The organism is Variovorax sp. VaC1 (assembly GCF_043658315.1).
GTDB lineage: Bacteria > Pseudomonadota > Gammaproteobacteria > Burkholderiales > Burkholderiaceae_C > Variovorax.
This window is the reverse complement of record NZ_JBIGLT010000001.1, coordinates 667,772-686,264: the sequence shown is the minus strand read 5'-3', so window position 1 is coordinate 686,264 and position 18,493 is coordinate 667,772. Positions and strand designations below refer to the sequence as shown.

Annotated in this window: 18 protein-coding genes; 3 read left to right on the top strand and 15 right to left on the bottom strand. The window is 65.3% G+C overall.

The annotated features are described in order from the left end of the window. Positions 1–18 precede the first annotated feature (18 nt). Entirely contained in the window at positions 19–1,320 is a 1,302-nt protein-coding gene (locus tag ACGLHS_RS03355; RefSeq protein ID WP_394476816.1) for a UDP-N-acetylglucosamine 1-carboxyvinyltransferase, read from the bottom strand. Between the two features lie 193 nt (positions 1,321–1,513). Between ACGLHS_RS03355 and ACGLHS_RS03350 the strand changes: the two genes are divergently transcribed. Continuing rightward, entirely contained in the window at positions 1,514–2,161 is a 648-nt protein-coding gene (locus ACGLHS_RS03350) for a DUF2625 domain-containing protein (RefSeq protein ID WP_394476814.1), read from the top strand. 170 nt (positions 2,162–2,331) lie between these two features. Then, positions 2,332–2,748 (top strand): GFA family protein, encoded by a 417-nt coding sequence (locus ACGLHS_RS03345; protein WP_394476812.1) that lies wholly within the window; start codon positions 2,332–2,334, stop codon positions 2,746–2,748. A gap of 13 nt (positions 2,749–2,761) precedes the next feature. Here ACGLHS_RS03345 and ACGLHS_RS03340 read toward each other — a convergent pair whose 3' ends face one another. Continuing rightward, the gene (locus ACGLHS_RS03340; RefSeq protein WP_394476810.1) at positions 2,762–3,112 is read right to left on the bottom strand and encodes a hypothetical protein; all 351 of its coding nucleotides are present in this window, start codon (positions 3,110–3,112) and stop codon (positions 2,762–2,764) included. Positions 3,113–3,404: 292 nt separating this feature from the next. On the opposite strand from ACGLHS_RS03340, the gene ACGLHS_RS03335 reads away from it, so the two are divergent. Continuing rightward, positions 3,405–3,695, top strand: coding sequence for a hypothetical protein (locus ACGLHS_RS03335; protein ID WP_394476808.1), 291 nt, complete (start codon positions 3,405–3,407; stop codon positions 3,693–3,695). On the opposite strand, the gene ACGLHS_RS03330 is transcribed toward ACGLHS_RS03335, so the two are convergent. From ACGLHS_RS03330 to ACGLHS_RS03270, 13 genes are all read right to left on the bottom strand, one after another. Further along, positions 3,689–4,144 carry a hypothetical protein gene (locus ACGLHS_RS03330; RefSeq protein ID WP_394476806.1) on the bottom strand — a complete coding sequence of 152 codons (456 nt, stop codon included), beginning with the start codon at positions 4,142–4,144 and terminating at the stop codon, positions 3,689–3,691. The genes ACGLHS_RS03335 and ACGLHS_RS03330 overlap by 7 nt on opposite strands. Positions 4,145–4,620: 476 nt before the next feature. Continuing rightward, entirely contained in the window at positions 4,621–5,850 is a 1,230-nt protein-coding gene (locus tag ACGLHS_RS03325) for an AAA family ATPase (RefSeq protein WP_394476804.1), read from the bottom strand. 360 nt (positions 5,851–6,210) lie between these two features. Next, positions 6,211–7,422, bottom strand: a complete 1,212-nt coding sequence (locus ACGLHS_RS03320) for a DUF1501 domain-containing protein (protein WP_394476802.1) — start codon at positions 7,420–7,422, stop codon at positions 6,211–6,213. A 160-nt stretch (positions 7,423–7,582) separates the two neighbouring features. Beyond that, positions 7,583–9,187 (bottom strand): DUF1800 domain-containing protein, encoded by a 1,605-nt coding sequence (locus ACGLHS_RS03315; RefSeq protein ID WP_394476800.1) that lies wholly within the window; start codon positions 9,185–9,187, stop codon positions 7,583–7,585. Further along, positions 9,187–9,666 (bottom strand): hypothetical protein, encoded by a 480-nt coding sequence (locus tag ACGLHS_RS03310; RefSeq protein ID WP_093237192.1) that lies wholly within the window; start codon positions 9,664–9,666, stop codon positions 9,187–9,189. Before ACGLHS_RS03310 ends, ACGLHS_RS03315 begins: the two co-directional genes overlap by 1 nt. A gap of 120 nt (positions 9,667–9,786) precedes the next feature. Next, positions 9,787–10,461, bottom strand: coding sequence for a DsbA family oxidoreductase (locus ACGLHS_RS03305; protein WP_394476798.1), 675 nt, complete (start codon positions 10,459–10,461; stop codon positions 9,787–9,789). A gap of 46 nt (positions 10,462–10,507) precedes the next feature. Further along, positions 10,508–11,917, bottom strand: a complete 1,410-nt coding sequence (locus ACGLHS_RS03300) for an MFS transporter (protein WP_093237190.1) — start codon at positions 11,915–11,917, stop codon at positions 10,508–10,510. A 34-nt stretch (positions 11,918–11,951) separates the two neighbouring features. Further along, positions 11,952–13,850 (bottom strand): bifunctional sugar phosphate isomerase/epimerase/4-hydroxyphenylpyruvate dioxygenase family protein, encoded by a 1,899-nt coding sequence (locus ACGLHS_RS03295; protein WP_394476796.1) that lies wholly within the window; start codon positions 13,848–13,850, stop codon positions 11,952–11,954. A gap of 134 nt (positions 13,851–13,984) precedes the next feature. Further along, positions 13,985–14,749: an alpha/beta fold hydrolase gene (locus ACGLHS_RS03290; protein WP_394476794.1), complete on the bottom strand. Its 765-nt coding sequence runs from the start codon at positions 14,747–14,749 to the stop codon at positions 13,985–13,987. Beyond that, entirely contained in the window at positions 14,746–15,972 is a 1,227-nt protein-coding gene (locus ACGLHS_RS03285) for a multidrug effflux MFS transporter (protein WP_394476792.1), read from the bottom strand. The genes ACGLHS_RS03290 and ACGLHS_RS03285 overlap by 4 nt, the downstream gene beginning before the upstream one ends. Beyond that, positions 15,969–16,406 (bottom strand): carboxymuconolactone decarboxylase family protein, encoded by a 438-nt coding sequence (locus tag ACGLHS_RS03280; RefSeq protein WP_394476790.1) that lies wholly within the window; start codon positions 16,404–16,406, stop codon positions 15,969–15,971. Before ACGLHS_RS03280 ends, ACGLHS_RS03285 begins: the two co-directional genes overlap by 4 nt. Beyond that, positions 16,403–17,620 carry a 3-carboxy-cis,cis-muconate cycloisomerase gene (gene pcaB / locus ACGLHS_RS03275; RefSeq protein ID WP_394476788.1) on the bottom strand — a complete coding sequence of 406 codons (1,218 nt, stop codon included), beginning with the start codon at positions 17,618–17,620 and terminating at the stop codon, positions 16,403–16,405. Before pcaB ends, ACGLHS_RS03280 begins: the two co-directional genes overlap by 4 nt. Before the next feature lie 16 nt (positions 17,621–17,636). Continuing rightward, a complete protein-coding gene (locus tag ACGLHS_RS03270) occupies positions 17,637–18,470 on the bottom strand; it encodes a shikimate dehydrogenase (protein WP_093237184.1) in 834 nt (277 codons plus the stop codon). Positions 18,471–18,493 lie beyond the last annotated feature (23 nt).

Genomic DNA, 18,493 nt, shown 5'->3' with positions numbered 1-18,493 from the left:
ACCGCGCCCTGTGCTTGCTTACTCCTCGCTGGTCCACTCCACCTGCACACCCAGGCTGCGCAGGTTTTCGACGAAGCGCGGATGCGCGCGGCGGATCGGCGTGGCGTTGCGGATCTCTGAACGGCCCTCGATGCTCGCCGCCACCATGAAGAGCGCGATCGCCACGCGAATGATGTAGGGGCTCTCCACCACCGCCGGCGTCAGCGGATTGCCGCCGAAGGTGATGAGCCGGTGCGGGTCGGACGAGAACACGTGCGCGCCGAACTTCGACAGCTCGCCCGTCCAGCCCAGCGCACCGTCGTACACCTTGTTCCAGAACATCGCATTGCCCTGCGCGCGCACGCCCAGCGCAATGAAGATCGGCAGCAGGTCTACCGGAAAGTAAGGCCACGGCGCCGCCTCGACCTTGGTCAGCACGTTGCTCGTGAACGGCGTCTGCACCTTCAGCGGACCGGTGCGGATCGCGCGCGACCAGCCGTCTTCGTGCGTGATCTGCACGCCGAACTTCGCGAAGGTGCGATCGAGCAGCGGAAAGTTGTCGGGTGCGCTGTTGCGCACCACCACGTCGCCGCCCGTGATGGCGCCCAGCGCCAGGAAGGTCGTGATCTCGTGGAAGTCTTCGTCGAAGCGAAACTCGCCGCCCTTCAGCGCGCCGCCGCCATGCACCGTCACCCGCGACGTGCCCATGCCCTCGATGCGCACGCCGATCATGCTCATGAAGCGGCAGAACTCCTGCACGTGCGGCTCCGACGCGGCATTGGTCAGCGTCGAGGTGCCATCCGCGGCGGCCGCGCACAGCACGAAGTTTTCGGTGGTGGTCACCGAGGCGTAGTCGAGCCAGTGGTCGGTCGGCGTCAGCCGGCCGTCGCTGTGCACGAGCAAAGAGCCTTCGGTGCGCTCGACCTTGCCGCCGAAGCGCTGGAACACCTCCACGTGCGGATCGATCTCGCGCACGCCCAGCGTGCAACCCTTGACGTTGTCTTCAAGACGCGCCACGCCGAAGCGCGCCAGCAGCGGCGGCACCAGCATGATCGACGAGCGCATTTCTTCAGGCAGCCGGTGCAGCGACGCGTCGAACACCGTTTCGCGGTGGTGCAACTCGAGCGTGCCCGTCTCGTGGTCCATGTGCACGTCGCTGCCGAGCGTGCGGAAGATGTCGAGGATCTTGCGCACATCGGTGATGTCGGGCACGCCATGCAGGCGCAAGGGCTCGTAGGTGAGCAAGGTGGCACAGAGCACCGGGAGCACGGCGTTCTTGTTGGCGGAGGGTGTGATGCGGCCACGCAACGGCGTACCGCCGTGCACGATGAGGTTGGACATGGAGGAGCGAGCGGGGAAAGCGGGGAGGCGGTGGGGAGAAAAGGCCGCGGACAATCCGAAACCGGAAGCGGGCAACTTTACCGTCTGAAAGCGGCATGAACGGCGCTGAAGTTGTAAGAACTTCAAAGTGGAAGCCGCTGAATTAACAATTCTTTCTCGCTACATCCAAGCAATTTTTCTAAACCAAGGTCTTATGCGCACGCTGCAGGAACTGATCGACACCGAAGACGCCGCCCTCCCCCTCGTCCAGGAATGGGCCGCGGGCGCCAGCCACCCCTTCGAAATTCTTGCCCCGTCGCCCGAAGACCGGGCGCGCGTGCTGCTCGCGCTCCAGGTCACCACGCGCTCGACCATGGGCGCGGTGGCGCACGACACCGGCGGCCTGCTCATCGACCACGGATGGCTGCGCGTGCTGGGCTCGGGGCATCCCCAATTGGCCCGCAACATCGTCGACTGGAACAAGGAGCGCTCGTCCGGCTTTCTGCTCGTGGCCGACGACGTGGTCGGCGGCTTCTTCGCCCTCAACGGCGGCGGTCTCGGCGAAGACGCCGGTGCCATGTACTACCGGGCGCCCGACACCCTCGCATGGGAATCGCTGGAGATCGGCTACAGCGACTTCCTCGAATGGGCCTCGACCGACCGCCTGCAGGTCTTCTATGCCGACACCCGCTGGAGCGGCTGGGAAGCCGACATGAAGAACATCGGGGCAGACCAGTGCTTCAACTTCTTTCCGTTTCTCTGGACGAAAGAAGGGTCGGTTCACACCAGCGCGCGCAAGGCCGTGAGCGTTGCGGAGCAGTACGCCTTCAACGTCGAGTCGGCAGGCACGATGCGCAGGTAGGTAGATAGACAGGCAGATGCCATTTCGCCGCAGCGCAGGTGCCCATGCCGGCCAGCGCGATTCGCGACGAACTTGTTACTCACCGCCGAGCGCCTGCCCGACTAGATTGCCTGCACCCAGCCAGAAAGACAGCCCGCTGGAAACAAAGCGATGTCGAAAGGACCAGAGCCATGAACCAGAAAGCCTATACCGGCGGTTGCGCATGCGGCGCAGTGCGCTACGAAATTGCAGGCGAGCCGATCTTCCAGAACGAATGCCAGTGCCGGGACTGCCAGAAAAAGAGCGGCACCGGCCACGGCTCGTACCTCGCGTTTGCACGCAGCGGCGTGAAGCACCGCGGCCACGTCACGCTGTGGGACATGGTCGCCGACAGCGGCAAGGTCAAGACCCGGGCGTTCTGCCCCACCTGCGGCTCGCCGGTGTTCCTGACCTTCCCCGCCAACTCCGGCGTCTTCGTCGTGCACGCCGGAAGCCTCGACGACCCGGGGCGGTACAAGCCGCAAGTGGTCACGTATGCGGTGCGCGGGCATGCGTGGGATTTTCTCGATCCGGCATTGCCGAAGGTCGAGAGGATGCCGGCGATGTGAAGGCGCTACCGCGTCACGACAGTGCCTCGCACTGGTCTTCGATGCGGGCGTGAAGAAGGCCCAGCGTTGCCGAGAGAAGGCGCTGCAGCAAGCCGCGCTGGCCGGCATCAAAGAGTGGCGCGGGGTCTGCGTCGGATGAAGCTGCATCGCGCCGGTCTTCGTCCCAGGCGAGCAACTGGATGAGTGTTTGCGCGCCTTGCACTATGTCGCGTGCGTCGTTCAGGAATGCGGCTTGGGTTTGCTGGGAAGGGTCGAGCAAGTCGCCTTGGACCCACTCGAAAGGTTTGAACTGGGCGGTGGATCGATAGAACGTATGTGCGCAGCGGTCGTCTGTGCTTGTGTCGTTCGAAGAAGCATGGGCCATGGACCTCCCAAGGATGTCGATTTGCAAAAACCGACGCCCTCGCTTCCAAACAAGGGCGGCAGCTCGAACGGGTTGGAAGACCGGGACATCCTTGCGGAAACCGGCAGGGCGCGAGCCCTCCCGTTCAAGCCGCCTAAAAAATAGGCGCAAACGAAAAAGCCGCAGACCATGTGCGGTGACTGCGGCTTTCGTCGCAGGATGTCAGCGGGCTTCCAAACCCGGCCTCGCTTATCACGAGGCGACGGCAATGTAAGCGGTGTTGATGGCGGACGTCAAGCGCTGGTCACCTCCAATGAGATATGAGCTTGGACAAGAGGCCAGGGTCGATTATTTTTACCAACAGATCGACATGGCTCAATTTCGTCTTCAGCCAAACTCTCAGCTCCAAGCCTTCCAGGCCAGCGCGTTTGACCTGGGCTTTCTCATCTGCGAAAACAACGCAAACCACCTCGTCGTGGTGGCCGTGCAACTCAACTACGCGGGCTTGGAGCGCGCTCAAGAAGGTCGCGAAAAGACACGGCAGCAGTTGCGCGGACGACGGTGGGACTTACCGCCACTACTACCAAGGCGCACCAATCAGTGACCCGCTACTGAAACTTCGGGCTGAGATTCAGGCGGTGCAGATGCCTCACTACGTGCGGGAGCAGACGGTAGTTCAGCATGGCCCAGCACAGCACGGACACGCGCGGGAACGTAGTGACAAGTACCCGGAGCATCGCGGTAGGCACCGTCCCAGGCAACGATGTCACCGGGCTGCACATGCAGATCAGGCGGAACGATCGTCGCAATATGGATCTCCTTCCCATTTCTCAACATCGGAGTCTTACTCAAAAGCACCGCATGAATCTGGTACTGATATTTCGCATCCATTGTTGCCCCGAGCTCTGCCATGCTGCGCCGCGTCGTGTTGGCCGAGACTTCGGCTGAACGCACAGCCGCAACCTGCCCCTGGTTGTAGCGGGGCTCCGTCAGCGGAATAAGTCGTGCCAAGTTCGGGCATGCAGAGTCCATCTCCGGCAATTGGACCATCATGGGCGACGTGGGCTTGGGCTGTATAACTACTTCCGCCGTGTTGGCCACTGCGAGGGCTGGAGACTTTTGCAAATGGGGCTCCGCGCGAGAAACGGGCTTAGGGGCCTTCACAACAGCCCGTTCTGCGGGTTTCAACACAGGCGCAGCGGCGTGCGCCTCCTGTTCATGCATCGGACCGTCCGGAAGCTTAGTGGCGACTGAGTTTTCGACCCGAACAGTTGCAGGAGTGGGCGAATCACTGATTGCTGCCTGTGCGGCAACGGCACTGCCGGTGGCGGGAGGCGGTGCAGACAGAACCGTCGACCCAGCGGGCGCAGCCGGCATGGTTTGCTGCTCTGATGCGCCTCGATCAACGAGTAGGGCCATAGCGGCCGACGTCGCGACGGCCGCCATCACCAACGTATAACGCCAAGCTGGCGCCCGACGCCAAAGGGAGGGCTGCGCAACAAGCATTCCATTGTCTGGACGAGAAGAGTTCATGACCCGGCGACAGCAATGATTTTCTGATCCTTGTAGAGCAAGCTGATCGACGTCTGCCCCGCCTGCTTTTGCTCAATCAGTGAATCCGCGATGCTTTCCTCGATGCTCCGCACGAGATCACGCGATGAGCCATGAGCAGCGAGTTTTTCCTGTGTCTCCATGAATTTCCAGAGCACTTCTGGATCGATACCACCCTCGCGTACCAACAGCCCATAGCTGCCAATCATGGCCTCGATCTCGAGCGCGGTAACACGCGCAACATCGAGCCCGTGCAAGCGGCGAAAAATGAAGATTCGATCGATCCGACTCAACACCTCGGGCGCGATCCCGTTCTCCAACAGAACGTTGGTCGACACCTTCCGAAGTTCCTCGGCCTCGTTCTCGAGCCTTGACTGCAATTCATCCAGCGCCTCCATTCCTGCATTGGTCGTGATGATGAAAATGGCGCGCGTCGTGGATATCTGCCTTCCATCTGAGGCTTCTGTGATGAAGCCGTCGTTCCACGCTGTCAGAAAGTTGGTATGAACGTCCGGATGTGCTTTCTCAAATTCATCGAGCAATACGATGGCATTGGGAGTGTCGCGCAGACCTGCTGTGAGCTTGCCATATGAATCGGAGCCCACATAGCCTTTCGGTGTGCCGAATAACATCGAACCGCCCGAGCCGCGAGCAAACTGGGTCATGTCGAAATGAAGCAGTTTGCGACGGCATTGGAGCGCTAGTTGTTTGGCAAGGTAAGTTTTTCCAGTGCCGGGATGACCGCAGAACAGGAAGACGCCGATGGGCTTCCCGCGTTGCTGCAGTGCCAAGCGTCGTCTGATCTGCGCGGAAATATCGTCACAGACATGGTCCTGCCCGATCACCTTGCTCTTAAGCGCATCGGCAAGGGCTGTCGCGTCAATGATCTCTGAGTTTGCATCTTGCTGAAGGCGTGCCTCAAGGGCCTGGCGATTGGTCAGCCGGTCAAGAATGTCCATAATTTTGTTTCCCTGTGTGGCGCCAAGCGTTCGTTTTGAATGAATCCAACCCAGGAGTACAACGATCCACAACAGCAGTGCGATCAGCGATATCCCATAGATAACCTCTTGGCGGTGCGACAAGGCAATCCATCCATCACGAACGGCTGAAAAGCGGATGCTCGCTATCAACCGCCAGAGAGCGACCACGGCCAGAATGGCCGCAGCAGGCGCGAGGAATCTATTGAGGACGTTGAAAAAGCGGGTCATGACACACGTTTTTCAACGCAGGAAGGTCGCCGTTCAGCGCACCATAGCTCCCATCGCTCGCACGTTCTCCTCATGCGTATTTTTTCAAGTACTTCAAAAAATATGGCGATAGTGCTTGGGTCAACTGACGATCGCCTGACCAATGCAGGCGTTCAGGCTCTTAAGCGGTTCGCATCGAACTTTCACCGAAGAAGAAAACAGAAGAAGCTTAGCTCGTCGAGTGGCGTGTTCGTGACATACGTACGAACCCGATACGTTAGTACAGTACGAGCTAACCGAATCAGATCGAAAGCGGCGGCTGCCAGCAATCGACACAGCGCTAAACCTCGCAGACAAACAGCGTCGTGAGAAGCTCGAGCACTAAACCAACCGCAAATCCTTCGGCGCCACCCCATCAAACACCTTCCCCAACTGCGCAGGCGACAACCCATACATCCGCTTGAACAGCCCCCCGAACACCGCCCGGTATTCATTCAGCACCGGATAGTCCCGGTTCTGGAACAGCGTGGCCTGCGTCAGCGCCTGCTGCTCGCCGACGATGTGCCCGCCCGCCTGCGCTGACAGTCCACCGCCAAGTACCCAGTAGACAGTGCCATGCCCGTGGTCTGTTCCGCGGTTGCCGTTCTCGCGGAAGGTGCGGCCGAACTCGCTGATGACGACCACGACGGTCTGGCGCCAGGCGTCGTCGCCCATCTCCTGCGCGAAGCCGGCGACGCCGCGGCCCAGTTCTTCAAAGCGGTTGGCCAGGTAGCCGGTGCCCGCGCCCTGCCCCACGTGGGTGTCCCAGCCGCCGACGTCGACAAAGCCGAGGTCGAAGCGGTCGCGCATCAGCAATGCCATGCGGCGCGCGACCAGCTCGAAGCCCTTGGCAGTCATGGCGTTGCGGCTGGCCGCGTCCATCTCGGCCTGCACGGCGCGCATGACTTCGTCGCGCACCTGGAAGCCCTCGGCCACGGGTTGTGCCAATGAGGTGTTGCGGTACATGGCCGCGATGACCTGGCTTTGCCGCGCGTCGAGCGCCGAGCGTGCATTGCCCGCGAGCGCCATGTTGGCTGCCTTGGCGTTGCCGCGCAGCGAGATCGGCAACTGGTCGGTAAAGGCGATGGGCGACACGTCGGTGATCGGCCCCGCGCCGAGCACGCCGGCCAGCCGGTTGAGAAAGCCCGAGCGGTAGTCGCGGCGCTTGTCGAGGGCCTGGCCCAGCTCGATCGAGTCCTGCGTTTCGAAGTGGCTGCGCGTGAGGTCGTCGGTGCCTGCAAAGGCGATGAACGACGCCTGCTTCTGCTGGAACATCGGCATGACGCTCTGCGCCAGCGCGGGGTGCAGGCCCCAGTTGCCGTCGAGCGGCAGCGCGCCGTTGGGCTGGCCGGGGCGCGCGATGGCGATGTTGGGGCGCGAGGCGTAGTAGAAGTCGCTGGAGGTCGGCACGAGCAGGTTGCTGCAGTCGTAGGCGCCTCGCAAGAACACGACCAGCAGCTTGGCGCCTTCGGCCGCGGGCGCGGCCATCAATTGGCCGGCGGCACCCGCGAAGGGGGCGGCGGCCATGAGCTTCAAGAGTTCTCGACGTTGCATGACGGTGTCCTTTCTTCTTGCCTTGCTCCTTCCCCCTTTGGGGGAAGGTTGGGATGGGGGCATGGCGGCGCTTGTTGTTGCCTTGGCGCTTTATCGAACGCCGCTTGCCCCCACCCCTGCCCTCCCCCAACGGGGGAGGGAGAAAAACCAAATACCTCGATCAGCGGCGCATCAGTTCGGGCGAGGCCAGCAGGAAGGTGTTCCATTCCTGCGGGTTCTTTGCCTGTGCCAACGCCTCGCGCGTGTCCGCACCCAGGCCGCCCTGCATCGCACGCACGGCGCGCGAGTCGGCCAGTTGCGGAAAGGTCGGCTTCTCCAGCGGTGCCTTGTCGTCGGTGCGGAACAGCACCGCGCCGTTGGCACCGATGGCGCGCGCAATTTCGAAGCGCGTGTTCATCTGGCCCGCGCTGGCCCAGGCCGCTTCATTAAGCGGGTAGCCGTCGGGCGTTTCATGCCCATACAGCGGCTCGCCCATGCGGGTGATCCAGTTCAGCATCGGGCCGACGTTCTGCACCACGCGGTCGTCGTACGCAAGCCGCACGCCGGCCATCACGTAGTGCACCGGGTCGCGGAACTTGTGGCCCAGCGACGCGGCGAACTCGGGCGACTCGAACAGGGCCTTGAGCGTGATGGCGATGTCGCCATCGCTGCGCGTGAAAGCGGCAGCCATGCGATCGACCAGCGCCTGCGGCGGCTCGTCGGCCACGAAGTACACGGCCAGCTTGCGCGAGATGAAGCGCGCGGTGGCCGGCGCGCGCGCCAGGCGGTCGAGCGCTTCGTCGGCTTCCGCCAGACCATGCCGCTGGATCGGCTGGCCCAGCAGCGTCTTGGGGCCGTAATCGTGCCGGTTCGGGTTGAACTCGAACAGGCCCCTGCGCACGTAGTCCGCGCGCACGGCCGGCCGCACGTTGGGCGGCGGCGCATCGAGCGGCTGAAAGCTCACGCCCACGCCGGTGAGCACGCGCGCCAGCTCTTGCACGTCGGCCTGCGAGTAGCCGCTGCCCACGCCCAGCGTGTGCAGCTCCATCAGCTCGCGTGCGTAGTTCTCGTTGATGCGGTTGGCGCCGTTCTGCGCGTTGTCGAGGTAACGCAGCATGGCCGGGTGGTGCAGCGTGGCGCCGAGCAGGTCGCGGAACTTGCCGAGCGCATGCGGGCGGATGGCGTTCTCTTCGTAATCGCCGACCATCGCGCGGATGTTGTCCTTGCGCAGGTTGACGTTGAAGTGGTTCATCCAGAACCAGGTCATCTGCTCCTGCAGCTGGTTCGGTGAATACAACGCGCGCAGCACGAAGCGTTGCTGCGCCTCGCGCGCAAGCCTGTTCAGCTCTTGCTGGTAGGCCTGCCGCGCGGTCTTCTTCTGCTCTTCGTCGGGCAGCGCGTCGGCGGCCTTGCGCTGGGCTTCGAGCCCGAGCACGAGTTGGTCGAGCGGCGTGTGCGAGATCGTCATTGCATCGATCTGCGCCTGCGCGGCGGGCGGCAACGGCACGGGGCGCGGGTTGAGCTGGTCGCGCATCCACAGGGCGAGGCCGCGCTGCGTGAGCTGTGCGTCGCTGCTGGCGTTGGCGCCCCAGCTCACGCGATCGAGCCAGCGCAAACGCGTGGCTTCGTTGGCGGGCGCGGATGGCAGCGAGACCGAGACCAGCGGGCGCTGGTTACCCGGCGCAGTGGCGCAGGCTGCAAGCAGCGCCAGCGCGCAGGCACCGAGTGCGAGCGATGCGCGCCGATGCAAAGACAGGCCAGAGGCTGTCGAGGCGGTCACGGGCATCACTCCCGGCGCATGTCGTGGCGGCGAACGTCGCCGATGGCGTGCTGCGCGGCGTTGATGGCCACGTCGACGTGCGCCAGGCCGCGTTGCTGGAACGGGCGCGAGCGCGGGTCGTCTTCTTCGCGCGCCACGTCCGAGCGCACCTTGCGCAGCAGGTCGATGGCGGCATGCAGGCGGCCTTCGCGCGGCAGCCAGACGTCGGTGGGTTCACGCCATTCGACGGGCTTGCCGTCGAGCCATGCGGCGCGCTGCAGGTCGCCGATGGCGGCGTTGATCTCGTCGTGCACCACCATCTCGTCTTGCGAGACCTGTCCGTCTTCAGGGCGGCGGTGATCGACTTGCCATGCCGCCGTGCGCAGGTCGGACAAGGCGTGAAGGTAGAAAGGATGCTTGCCGTATTCGTCCGCCAGCGCGGGCAGAGAAGCCGCGGCCATGAGGACCAGTGCGGCGGTGGCAGACAGTAGGCTTTTCTTCTTCATTGGAGCTCCTGACGGTAACGGTGGCTGAGGATGCTCTCCTCAACCACCGTGCAGTGCTCCACGTTGACGCTCTTTACGTTCGTAACGGCGAGCAAAGTTGCCGCCGTTTTCAGCGCCTGGTCAGGCCGTGGACAGGGTCGATGGTGCAGCGCCGGCGATCTGCCGCAGTGCACGCTCGAACACCTCGACCGGCTGGCCACCGGAGATGAGGTGCTGATCGTTGATGATGATTGCGGGCACCGAGTGGATGCCTGCGTCGGTGTACATGCGTTCGCGCTCGCGGGTCTCGGCCGCGAACTCGTCGCTTGCCAGAATCTCGCGGGCGCGTGCCGCGTCGAGCCCGGCCTCGGTGGCGGCGCGCACCAGCACTTCGGTGTCGGACGGGTTCTGGCTGTCGGTGAAGTAGGCCTTCAGCAGCAGCTTCTTCAGCGCCGCCTGCTTGGCGGGGCTTTCAAGCTCGGCCCAATGCAGCAGGCGATGCGCGTTGAAGGTGTTGTACACACGCGGCCGGCCTTCGGCACTGAACTCGAAGCCCACGGCCGCGCCGCGCTGGCGGATCATCTCGCGCGACTGCGCCTGCTGTTCGCGCGTGGAGCCGTACTTCTGGTTCAGGTGCTCGAAGGTGTCCTGGCCTTCGGGCGGCATCTGCGGGTTCAGCTCGAAGGGCTGGAAGTGCAGCTCTACCGACACATCCGGCGCCACACGCTGGATGGCCGTTTCGAGCGAACTCAGGCCAACGGCGCACCAGGGGCAAGACACATCGGAGACGAAATCGATCTTCAGGTGGGAGGTCATGGCGCCATTCTTCACGGCGCCACAAGCCTTTGCGCCGGCAAGGTTTTCAGGCAGAAGCCTTGGCCATGCGGGCATTGACCAGCGTCTGCTCGCGCAGGCGGTCGTACTCCTGCTTGTCGACCGGCACGGCATCGGGCTTGCCCAGGTCGTTCATGCGGATGCGGTAGGTCTCGCGTGCGCTCATGGCAGCCAGGGCGGCGAGCACGGTCACAGCGAAGGTGATCGCACCGACGGTGAACCACACGTTGGTCGAGCCCGGAGGCGCCACGGCAGCGAACAGCGCGGGCAGCAGCGCGGTGATGGTGGTGCCGACGTTCTGCGAGATGGCCATGGCCGACACGCGGTTGCGGGTGCGGAACAGCTCCGGGTAGAAGCTCGGGAAGGTCGCGTTGTAGCCCTGGTAGACGATGCCCCACATCAGCAGCGACATCGCAATGGCCAGCGGCACGTTGCGGATGCTGATGGCGTACAGGTACACGAAGGACAGCAGGCCCGAAGCCAGCGCGCCCACGATGATAGGCGGGCGGCGGCCGATGCGGTCCGACAGGTTGCCCACGTACGGGATCACCAACACCGCGAGGATGTTGCCGAGCACCGGAATCCACAGGTACACGTCTTTCTGGAAGCCGATGCCGTAGGCGGCCTGCACGGCATAGGCCGCGCCGAACACGGTGGCCACCACCGGAATGACGTTCATCAGCGCCATGCAGACCACGCGCAGCATGTCGGCCCAGCTGTCGGTAAAGGCCTGCACGATGGGCGCCTTGGCCACTTCGCCCTTCTTGTCGACTTCGGCAAAGGCCGGCGTTTCGTCGACCTCGCGGCGGATGATGTAGCCGGCCACGATGACCAGGAAGCTCAGCAGGAACGGAATGCGCCAGCCCCACGAGTTGAAGGCCTCTTCAGGCATGTAGTGCGCCAGCGGCAGAAAGACGGCGGCCGCCAGGATCTGGCCGGCCTGCACGCCCTGCAGCGTGAAGCTTGCGAAGAAGCCGCGACGCCCGAAGGGTGCGTGTTCAAGAATCATCGAGCTGGCGCCCGAGATTTCGCCGGCCACCGCAAAGCCCTGCACGAGGCGCAGCAGCACCAGCAGCACGGGGGCCAGCAGGCCGACCTGGTCGTAGGTCGGCAGCAGGCCGACGGCCACGGTCGAGAAACCCATCAGGAACATGCACAGCACCAGCACCTGCTTGCGCCCGTGCGTGTCGCCCCAGTGGCCGAGCACGAAGGCGCCGATGGGGCGTGCCACATAGCCCACGCCATAGGTCGCGAGCGACGCGATGATGGCGGTCTTGGGGTCGCCCTTGGGAAAGAAGATCTGCGGAAAGATCAGCGCAGCGGCGGTGGCGTAGATGAAGAAGTCGTAGTACTCCAGCGCCGAGCCGATCCAGCCGCTTGCCGCGGCCTTCTTCGACTGGTGCCTGCCTTGCGGCTCATGGGCTGTGGTGTTGGCCATGTGTTGTGTCTCCAGTGTTGACGAAAAAAATCAATCAGTCCTGCGCTTGCGAAGCCATGCGCGCCGGTGCGTTGAGGGCACCGTAGGCGTCGTAGGCACCGACGCGCTGCGCGACCTCGAAGAACAGTCCTCCCTCGAAGCTCTCGGTATAGGTATGCAGGTAGTCGCCGGCCGGCGAGCGGTCGAACAGCACGCCCGCCGCGCGCATGCGCGCCAGCAGCTCGGGCGCGATGTCGATGCGCGTCGCAAGGTCGTCGTAGTAGTTGTCGGAGATGGGCACGAAGCGCGTGCCGTTGGCGCGCAGCTTCGCGACCGAATCGAAGATGTCTTCGCAGCTGAGCGCAATGTGGTGCACCGCGCCGCCGCCCGTCACGCTCAGCGTGCGCGCGGTGCGGGTGCGCTGGCTCAGCGACACGTTGAGCACGAGGCGCAGGCACCGGTCTGCGTTGGCCACGCCACGGCTGCGGATGAGGCCGAAGGGGTCGGCCAGCTCCAGGCTTTCGCCGGGCTCCAGGCCGAGCACGGCGCGCGTGAACAGCACCCAGGTGTCGAGCTGGTCGAGCGCAAGGCCGAGTGCCACGTGGTCGATGCGCTGCAGGCCGGCGTCGTTGGCCGCATCGCCCGCGCCGTCTTCATCGAGGATGAAGTCGGCCTCGTACAGGCCGTTCGGGCCCAGCGCCTCGGGCACGAAGTGGATGAGGTTGCCGCCCGGTGCCACGACGGCCGGCACGCGCATCTCGTTCGGGCCGACCGGGCTGTCGTGCCGCTGCGAGCGCATGGCGGTAGCGCGGCCCACGGCCGCGAGCGGGTCGGCGCAGCGCACGCCCAGCGCGCAGACCGAGGTGCCGTGCGCGTCGAAGCGGCTGCGCGCAAAAGAGTCGGGCTGCGCGTTGACGATGAAGTTGGTCTCGCCCTGCCGGTACAGCGTCACGGCCTTGGAGCGGTGCTGCCCGACGCGGCGAAAGCCCAGTTGCCGCAGCAGCGTGCCCAGCGTTTGGGCCGAAGCCTCGTCGGCCGCGAACTCGATGAACGACAGGCCCGAGAGCGCAGGCACCGCCGGCGGATGGAACAGCTCGACGCGCAGCGGCTGCACCGTTGCCTTCGCTGAAGCCGAGGCCAGCCGTTGCCGCGTTTCGCTTTCGAGATAAAGCAGCGAGCGCATCGCATCGACAGCGGTGCGGCGGTTGGGCGTCTCGCGAAAGATGTCGTTGAAGATTTCGAGCGACAGCGGCCCGGTGTAGCCCGCCAGCAGCACCTTCTCGAAGAAGCCGACCACGTCGAAGTCACCCTGCCCCGGAAACGAGCGATGGTGGCGCGCCCACTGCAGCACGTCCATGGCGAGCAGCGGCGCATCGGCCATTTGCAGAAAGAAGATCTTGTCGCCCGGAATGTCGACGATGCCCGCCGGATCGTCCTTCAGCGAGAGCGTGTGAAAGCTGTCGAGGATCAGCCCCAGATGCGCGTGGTCCGCCTGCTTCACGATGTTCCAGGCCTGGCCATAGCGCGAGGTGTGGCGGCCCCAGGCCAGCGCCTCGAAGCCCACGCGCAGGTTGCGGCGCGCGGCACGCTCGGCCAGCTCATGCAGTTGCGCGGCGGCCAGCGCCGGGTCGTTGACGGCCAACGGCGAGGTGTTGGAGCAGCACAGCACCATCGGCGCGCCCATCGCTTCCATCAGGTCGAACTTGCGCTCGGCGCGCTCCAGGCTGCGGCGGAACTGCGGCTCGGGCATGCCTTCGAAATCGCGGAACGGCTGGTAGAGGTCGATCGTCAGGCCCAGGTCAGCGGCGATGCGGCGCAGCTCGGCGGCGGTGCCCTTGAAGTTGATGAAGTCGGCCTCGAACAGCTCGATGCCATCGAAGCCTGCGGCCGCGACGGCTTCGAGTTTCTGGCGAAGGGTGCCGCTGAGCGACACGGTGGCGATGGAGCGATGCATGGGGGTGGACTTTAGGAACACCCGGGCCGCACCACAATCAATTCGAGGCGCTTCTGATCGATGATCGAACGCAATCGTCCATTATTCGAACGAAATACGGGATACACCTAGGGTCGGCACCCCGCTCGCCAGCCTCAAAGGCTGCGCCAGAAATCGATCAGCAGCTGTGTGAACTCTGCCGGCCGCTCGACCGCGCTCAGGTGCGCCGCGTCGATGGTGGCCAGGCGCGCGCCTGGAATGGCCGTGGCCATGGCCTGCGACATGGCCATCGGCGTGGCTTCGTCCTGCAGCCCGCCGATCACCAGCGTGGGCACGGCGATGCGGTGGTTGCTGTCGCGAAAGTCGATGGCCGCCACGGCGTTGCAGCTCTCGATGTAGCCCTGCGCATCGGTGCTCACCAGCACGTCGTGCAGCTTCTTCGCCGCGATGGCGCCTTCGGGCGTGGCGGCATAGGCCGGCGTGAGCCAGCGCGCCACGGCGCCGGGCGCGATGGCGGCCACGCCCTTGGCGTTGACCGTCTCGGCGCGCGCGCGCCAGGGGCTCTGGTCGGGGTAGTGGGCGGCCGAGTTGGCGATCACCATGGTCTTGAGCAGCTCGGGGTGCCGCACCGCAAGCGCCTGCGCAGTCATGCCGCCCATCGACAGGCCGACGAAGTGCACGGGCTCGCCGTCCGCCTCGCGCGCGATGAGGTCGGCCGCGTCCTGCGCCAGCGTCTCGATGCGCAGCGCACCGGGCACCACCTCGGACGCGCCATGGTTGCGGTGGTCGTAGCGGATCACCGTGTGGGCGCGCGCCAGTTGGGCGGCCACGCCGTCCCACATGTGGAGATCGCAACCGAGTGCATGGCTGAGCACGACGATCGGGCCATCGCCCTCGCGAACGACATTCAAACGGGTCATGGTGAGCTTTCCTTTATCGGATGTTGATGAAGACGCGGCAGCCACAGGAACGCAATGGCCATCAGCACGCTGCCTGCCAGCAGCATCGGCACGACCATCGGCCAGGCGCCATGGGAGAAATCTGCATCGACGAAACGCGCGGCCAGTTGCCCCACGCAGAAGGCGACCATCATCATGCCGAAGCCCGACCACGACACGGCCCGCCCCGCCAGATGCGGCAGGTCGCCCACCGCGCCCGCCTGCCCGCAGGGCTGGTGGATGCCGTGGCCCAGGCAGTACACGGCATGGCCGAAGAGCAAGGGCACCGCGCTCAGCGGCATGAGCCAGCAGCCCAGCGTCTGGATCACCGCGCCCGCAAGGCTCAGCGAGGCACCGAGCCGCACCGTACGCACCGGCCCGAAGCGGCGCAGCAGGCTGCGGCACATGGTGGTGCTGAAGATGTAGACCAGCGAGCCGCCGGCCGGAATCCAGCCGTACATGGCAGGCGACCAGCCGAGGTAGCCGATGTAGACCATGGGCGACAGCAGCAGGAAGCAGAACAGCCCGCCATAGGTGGCGGCCGCCACCGAGGCCCAGGCGCGGAACGAACGGCTCGCGAACACGGCGCGCGTGCTGCCGCGCGGCGCAGACGATTCGCCATTGGCCAGCGGCTTGCGCGTTTCGCCGAACGAACGCCAGCACAGCGCGAACAGCAGCAGCGAGTAGACCGCCATCGCGACCATCACCCAACGCCAGCCGGCGCCCTGCACCAGCCACGCACCCAGCAGCGGCGCCACCAGCCCGACCATGCCCAGGCCCGTGAGGCCGCGCGCCATGACGTGCGGGCCTTCGTGCGCCGGATAAAGATCGCGCACCGCCGCGCGCGAACACACGAGGATGGCCGCCATCGAAAAGCCCTGCAGCGTGCGCCAGCCCGCGAGCACCGCCACGCTGCCCGCGAAGGCACCGCCGAAGGCCGCGATCACATAGCAGGCGAGCCCGGCCAGCAACACAGGCCTTCGGCCGAAGCGGTCGGCGAGCGGCCCGCACAGCAACTGCGCAAAGCCGAAGGCCAGCACGAACAGCGTGAGGCTGGTGCTGGCCGAGCCCAGCTCCTTCGCGATGGCGGGAAGTGCGGGCAGGTAGCTGTCGGTGGCGACCGGTTGCGCCGCCAGCAGCAGCGGCAGCAGCAAGGTGAAGCTGACGTCGAAGCGGCCCTTCTTCGGGGCGACTGGCGCGTTCACCGCGCCGCGGACGGGGCTGGTGCCGCGGGCAGCAGGCCCTTCTCGCGCAGGATGTTGGTGGCAATGCCGAAGGCATGGTTGGCCACCGGCACGCCGCAGTAGATGGCGGCCATCATGATGACTTCCTTGATGTCTTCGGGCGTGAGGCGCGACTCGGGCGGACCGTCGAGCGCGGCGCGCACGTGCATCGCGAACTCTTCGTACGCGTGGATGCCCAGCATCATCGACAGCACCATGTAGCGGCGCGTCTTGTCGCCCAGCGCGGGGCGGCCCCAGATGTCGTTCCACGCGTGCCGCGTGATCAGCTCCTGGAACTCGGCGTTGAATTCGTTGCGGTTGGCCAGCGACTTGTCGACCCAGGCGTCGCCGAGCACGCGGCGGCGGTTGAGCAGGCCGTCTTCGTAGTCGTTGCGCGGGGTTTCGGGGGCGGTCATTGAGAGAGTTCCTTGTTGTTTTCCGAGAGCTTGGCTTGCAGCGCTTTCACTTCTGCGAGTGCGATGTGGCCGGCGTTGGCGGCGAGTGCAGGGTCGAACCATTCGTCGGCCGCGTCGCGCGGCAGCTCGGCGCGCAGGCGGTCGATATTGGCGCGCATGCGCACCGCATCGACCTGCAGGCCGGGCAATGCGCCGGCCATGGCGCGCGCGCTGCCGTGCGCCGACATCAGCAGTTGCGGCCATTCGGCCAGCTCGGCCTGCCATGCGCCGAGCGCGCGTTCGTGCTGCTGCGGCATGGCGCCGAGCAAGGCTGCCACGCGCTGCGGCGCACGGTGCGCGGCGGCAATGGCGACCATCGAGGCGACCGGGTTGCGCTTGTGCGGCATCGCCGACGAGCCGCCACGGCCGGGCTCGCTGGGCTCGGCGACTTCGGCGACTTCGTACTGGCCGAGCAGCGCGATGTCGACGGCGATCTTGCCGAGGCTGCCGGTAATCAGGCCCAGCTCGCAGCCGAGCGCGACCCATTCGTCGCGCTGCGTGTGCCATGTGGCGCCGGGGTCGCCCAGGCCCAGTTCCTTGGCCATGCGCTGGCGCACGGCCGCGCCCTGCCCCTTCATCTGCGCCAGCGTGCCGACGGCGCCGCCAAGCTGCAGTTGCAGCGCGTGCTTCGCCGCGTCGCGCAGGCGGATGCGGCTGCGCACCAGCGGCGCGGCCCAGCCCGCGCACTTGAAGCCGAAGCTGGTGACCGAGGCCGGCTGCATCAGCGTGCGCGCGAGCATCGGCGTTTCGGCGTGCGTGGTGGCCAGGCGCAGCAAGGCGTCGGCCGCCTTGGCCAGATCGGTCTCGATGAGCGCCACCGCCTCGCGCGTGACCAGCGCCATCGCGCTGTCGATCACGTCCTGGCTGGTGCTGCCGAAGTGCACGAAGGGCACGGCGTCGGCATTGAAGAGGCCTACGGCTTCGCGCAGCGCCTTGACCAACGGGATCGCGACGCTGCCCGCGCGACCGCTTTCGCGAACGATCTTGGCCACGTCGAACAGCTCGACCTTGCAGCTGCCGACGATCGAATGCGCGGCGCTTTCAGGGATCAGTCCCTCGGCGGATTGCGCACGCGCGAGCGCGGCCTCGAAGCGAAGCATCGCGTCGACGAAGGCGCGGTCGCTGAAGGCGCCGAGCGTTTCGGATGTGGAAAGAAAACCTTCAAAAATACTCATGCGGTGACCTGAACTTTCAATACTTCAATTGGGCCACGGCGCGCAATTCCTCCGGGGACGCTGTGCCAAAACCGAAGAACTCGAGGTACGCCGGAATCATCTCGAAGAGCATGTCGGTGCCGACCTGCACCTGGCAGCCCTTGGCCTTGGCGGCCTGCAGCAGCGGCGTGTATTCGGTCTTCATCACGACTTCGCCGACGAAGGTGTCGGGGCTGATGCGGTCCACGTCGAAGGGCAGCGGGTCGCCCTCTTTCATGCCGAGCGGCGTGGCGTTGACGACCACGTCGAAGCCGGCCGGATCTTTCGAGCCCGTGGCCACTTTCATCTGCGGATAGTTTTCGCGCAGGCGTGCGGCCAGCGCGTTCGCCGATGCATCGCTCATGTCGAACAGCATCAGCTCGGCCGCGCCGGCCGCCGCGATCGACGCCGCGATGGCCGAGCCCACGCCGCCCGTGCCCGACACCAGCACGCGCGTGCCCTTGAACAGCCGCCCCTTGCGCTCCACGCCACGCACGAAGCCCGCGCCGTCGAACTGGTCACCCAGCAACGTGCCGTCGGGCCGCTTGAGGATGGCGTTGCAAGCGCCCGCGACGCGCGCGGTCGGCGTCACTTCGTCCACCAGCGCCATCGTCGTGACCTTGTGCGGCATGGTGACCAGCGCGCCGCGGAGGTTCGAGAACCTGAAGATCTGCGGCAGCGAGGCCGCGTAGTCCTCGGGCTTCACGCCCATCGGCACCACCACCGCGTCGATGCCCTGCTTGTCGAACCAGGGGTTGTAGATCATCGGCGCCTTGAAGGCCTCGGTCGGATAGCCGAGGTGGGCGATGAGCGTTGTCTTGCCGGAAATCATGGGAGTCGTTTCAACAATGAAGG